This window comes from Falsiroseomonas oryziterrae (assembly GCF_021864505.1).
GTDB lineage: Bacteria > Pseudomonadota > Alphaproteobacteria > Acetobacterales > Acetobacteraceae > Falsiroseomonas > Falsiroseomonas oryziterrae.
Genome location: NZ_JAKJIB010000355.1, coordinates 1 through 4,006, shown reverse-complemented (window position 1 = coordinate 4,006; position 4,006 = coordinate 1). Strand labels below are relative to the sequence as shown.

Here is a 4,006-nt window from a genome sequence, read left to right as displayed (position 1 = left end):
TGCCGAACAGGGTCACGCGATGCCCGCGCTCCGCCGCCGCCACCGCGGCCTGCAGCCCGGCCACGCCGGCGCCGACCACGGCGAGGTGACGAGGCGTCGCGGTGCGCGGCGCCGGCACGCCGTCCCGCAGCGTGCCGAGATGCGGATTGACGCTGCAGCCCGTGGCGACGCCGCGGTGGATCTCGCCCCAGCAGGCGTTGCAGGCGATGCAGGGCGTGATGGCGGCCGCCCTGCCCTCCTGCGCCTTGCGCGGCCAGTTCGGATCGGCGAGCAGCGGGCGGGCGAGCATGACGAAATCCGCATCGCCCTCGGCGAGGATCGCCTCGGCCGTCGCCGGCGCGCCGATGCGGCCGATGCCGGCGATCGGGACCGCACCCGCCGCCGCGCGCATCGCGCGCCAGAGATGGCGATAGGGTGCCACCGGATCGTGCATGTCGGGCAGGTGCCGGTGCAGCGACCAGCCATGGCTGCCCTGGCTGAAGCAGAGCCAGTCGGGCGGCGCGTCGGCGACGATCGCGCGCGTCAGCCGCGCCGCCTCCTCCGGGCCGATCGAGCCCTCGATGCCGTCATCGGCGGGAAGCTTGAGCCCGACGATGAAGCCGGCGCCGCAGCGGGCACGGATGGCGCGCAGGATGCTGCGGACGAAGCGGGTGCGGCCGCGGACATCGCCGCCCCAGTCGTCCTCGCGCCGGTTCATCGCCGGCGAGAGGAACTGCAGCGGCAGGAAGCCATGCGCGGCCGAGACCTCGACCCCGGCGAAGCCGGCGCGCTGCAGGCGATGCGCGCTGTCGGCGTAGTCCTCGACCAGCGCCTCGATCTCGCCGGGCGTGAGCACGCGCGGGACGGTCCAGGACATCGCATCCGGCACCGCCGAGGCGCCGACGGAGTCCAGCCCGCGCGGGCCGTGATGCGCCGACCCGCCATGCCAGAGCTGGCCGATCGCGCGCGCGCCGTGCCGCGACACCGCCTCGGCGAGCTTCGCAAGCCCCGGCAGCGCGCCCTCGTCGAAGGCCGAGACCCGCACCGGCGTCGCGCCGGAGGGCGAGGCGGCGAGCGCCTCGGTCAGCACGAGCGCCGCGCCGCCGCGGGCGCGGGCCTCGAGATGCGCGATCATCCGCTCGCTGACGCGCCCGGGTTCCGGGTAGCGCGTCGAGACGGCGGCGAAGCCGATCCGGTTCGGCAGGCGCTGGCCGGCAAGCTCGATCGGGCTGAAGAGCCGCGGGTAGCTCATCGGACGAGCCTCGCGCGTGACTGCGGCGCCCGCAGGACCGGCGCAGGGCGCCTCTGCCCTGTCCGGGGCGGAAGAGTGGCGGGGCAGAGGGGCGCGGATCGGTCCATCACGGGAGGTTATATGAATATGATCCTAGAACGCAAGGAGAATCCTTGGCCCAGCATGCGGCGCGCCGACGACAGGGCCTTCGCGCGCCGCGCGGCCGGCAGCCTTGATTCGCGCCCCTGCCGGGGCGACGATCCGGCCGCATGATCCTGCTGATCGACAACTACGACAGCTTTACCTTCAATCTCTATCACTTCCTGGGTGATCTTGGGGCGGTGGTGGAAGTCCGGCGCAACGACGCGCTCGGCGTGGAGGAGGCGCTGGCACTCCAGCCGGAGGCGATCCTCCTCTCGCCCGGCCCCTGCACGCCGAACGAGGCGGGCATCTCGCTCGACCTGATCCAGGCCGCTGCGGCACGACGCCTGCCGCTGCTCGGCGTCTGCCTCGGCCACCAGGCGATCGGGCAGGCCTTCGGCGCGAAGGTCGTCCGCGCGCCCACTCCCGTGCACGGCAAGGTCTGGGAGGTCGAGCATGCCGGCACCGACATCTTCGCCGGCCTGCCCTCGCCCTTCCGCGCCACCCGCTACCATTCGCTCGTGGTCGAGGACCTGCCGGAGACGCTGGTCGCCACCGCCCGCACCGCGGACGGGCTGGTGATGGGCCTCGCGCATCGCGACCTGCCGATCTGGGGCGTGCAGTTCCACCCGGAGAGCATCGCCTCCGAGCACGGCCACGACCTGCTGCGGAACTTCCTCTCCTTGGGCGGCGTGCAGACGCGCAGGAACGCCGCATGAAGGCGATCCTCGCGCGGCTCGCCGCGGGCGAGCGGCTCGCCGAGAGCGAGGCCGAGGCCGCCTTCGGCATGATCATGGCCGGCGAGGCGACGCCGGCGCAGATCGCGGGCCTGCTGATGGCGATGCGGGTGCGCGGCGAGACGGTGGCCGAGATGACCGGCGCGGTGCGCGCCATGCGCGCCCGCATGATCGCGGTCGAGGCACCGCCGGATGCGATGGACATCGTCGGCACCGGCGGCGACGCGGCCGGCACGCTCAACATCTCGACCGCGGCCGCGCTGGTCGTGGCCGGCTGCGGGGTGAAGGTCGCCAAGCACGGCAACCGCGCGCTGTCCTCGAGATCCGGGGCCGCGGACGCGCTCAGCGCGCTCGGCATCCCTGTGATGGAGACGCCGATCGACCGCCTGCCCGAGATACTGGCCGAGGCCGGGATGTGCTTCCTGATGGCGCCGCGCCATCACGCGGCCCTCCGCCACGCGGCAGGGCCGCGGATGGAACTCGGCACGCGCACCATCTTCAACCTGCTCGGCCCGCTGGCGAACCCGGCCCGGGTGAAGCGCCAGATGACCGGCGCCTTCAGCCCCGACTGGCTCCGCCCGATGGCCGAGACGCTGGCCCGCCTCGGCACGGAGCGCGCCTGGCTGGTGCATGGCCAGGGCCTCGACGAGCTGACGCTGGCCGGCCCGTCGCAGGTGGTGGAGCTATCGGGCGGGGCGATCCGCGCCTTCGAGGTGACGCCCGAGGAGGCCGGCCTGCCCCGCGCCCCGGTCGAGGCGCTGAAGGGCGGTGACCCGGCGGAGAACGCCGCCGCGCTGCAGGCGCTGCTGGAAGGCGCACCCGGCGCCTATCGTGACTGCGTGCTGCTCAATGCCGCCGCCTCGCTCATCGTCGCCGGCAGGGCAGCCACGCTGCGGGACGGGGTTGCGCTCGCCGCACGGAGCCTGGATGGGGGGGCCGCGTTGGAGGTGCTGCGGAAGCTCCGCGAGATCGCCGCACCGCCCGCACCCGAGACCCCGAGCGCCCCATGAACGCCCCGACCGCGATGCTGTCCGACAAGCTCGCCCAGATCCTCGCCGACAAGCACGAGGAGGTGCGGGAACGCTCGGCCGCCGTGCCCCTCTCCGAGATGGAGCGGCGCGCCCATGCGGCGTCCCCGCCGCGCGACTTCACCGGCGCGCTCTGCGCCGCCGTCGCCGATGGCCGCGTGGGGCTGATCGCCGAGATCAAGCGCGCCTCGCCCTCCGGCGGGCTGATCCGCGACCCCTTCGAGCCGGGCGCGCTGGCCCAGGCCTACGAGAAGGCGGGCGCGGCCTGCCTCTCGGTCCTGACCGATGGGCCGTATTTCCAGGGTTCCTGGGAGGACCTCGTCGCCGCCCGCACCGCCTGCGACCTGCCGGTGCTGCGCAAGGACTTCATGGTCCATCCCTGGCAGGTCTTCGAATCCCGCGCGATGGGGGCCGACTGCATCCTGCTGATCATGGCGGCGCTCACCGACGAGCAGGCGCATGAGATGGAGGACATCGCGCGCTCGCTCGACATGGCGGTGCTTGCGGAGGTGCATGACCGGCGCGAGCTGGACCGGGCGCTCGGGCTCGAGACGCGGCTGATTGGCGTGAATAACCGCAATCTCAAGACCTTGACGACCGATCTTGCGACGTCCGACGAGCTGATCCCGCTGATCCCGGCCGACCGCATCCCGGTCTCGGAGAGCGGCATCCGCACGCCCGAGGACGTCCGGCGCATCTGCCGCGCCGGCTCGCGCTGCCTGCTGGTCGGCGAGCACCTGCTGCGCCAGGCCGACGTGACCGCCGCGGCCGCCGAGCTGATCCACGCGATATCCAATTAGTTTGCCTCAAGCGCCGGCGCCGCCGTCCGGCGGCTTGGCTTGCGCGCCGCAGGCATGGCGCGCCCGGCGGCGCTGACGGTCGCGGCGCGG

The 4,006-nt window shown here is 73.6% G+C and carries 4 protein-coding genes; 3 read left to right on the top strand and 1 reads right to left on the bottom strand.

The window, feature by feature from the left end; translation table 11 throughout:
* On the bottom strand, positions 1–1,231 hold a 1,231-nt coding region (locus L2I40_RS20010), incomplete at its 3' end, for an oxidoreductase (RefSeq protein ID WP_456305756.1).
* Between the two features lie 248 nt (positions 1,232–1,479).
* Between L2I40_RS20010 and L2I40_RS20005 the strand changes: the two genes are divergently transcribed.
* From L2I40_RS20005 to trpC, 3 genes are read left to right on the top strand one after another with little or no spacing between them, the layout of a single operon-like run.
* On the top strand, positions 1,480–2,070 hold the full coding sequence (locus tag L2I40_RS20005; protein ID WP_237216939.1) for an anthranilate synthase component II: 591 nt from the start codon (positions 1,480–1,482) through the stop codon (positions 2,068–2,070).
* The gene (trpD, locus tag L2I40_RS20000) at positions 2,067–3,098 is read left to right on the top strand and encodes an anthranilate phosphoribosyltransferase (RefSeq protein ID WP_237216938.1); all 1,032 of its coding nucleotides are present in this window, start codon (positions 2,067–2,069) and stop codon (positions 3,096–3,098) included. The genes L2I40_RS20005 and trpD overlap by 4 nt, the downstream gene beginning before the upstream one ends.
* Positions 3,095–3,916: an indole-3-glycerol phosphate synthase TrpC gene (trpC, locus tag L2I40_RS19995; RefSeq protein ID WP_237216937.1), complete on the top strand. Its 822-nt coding sequence runs from the start codon at positions 3,095–3,097 to the stop codon at positions 3,914–3,916. Before trpD ends, trpC begins: the two co-directional genes overlap by 4 nt.
* Positions 3,917–4,006 lie beyond the last annotated feature (90 nt).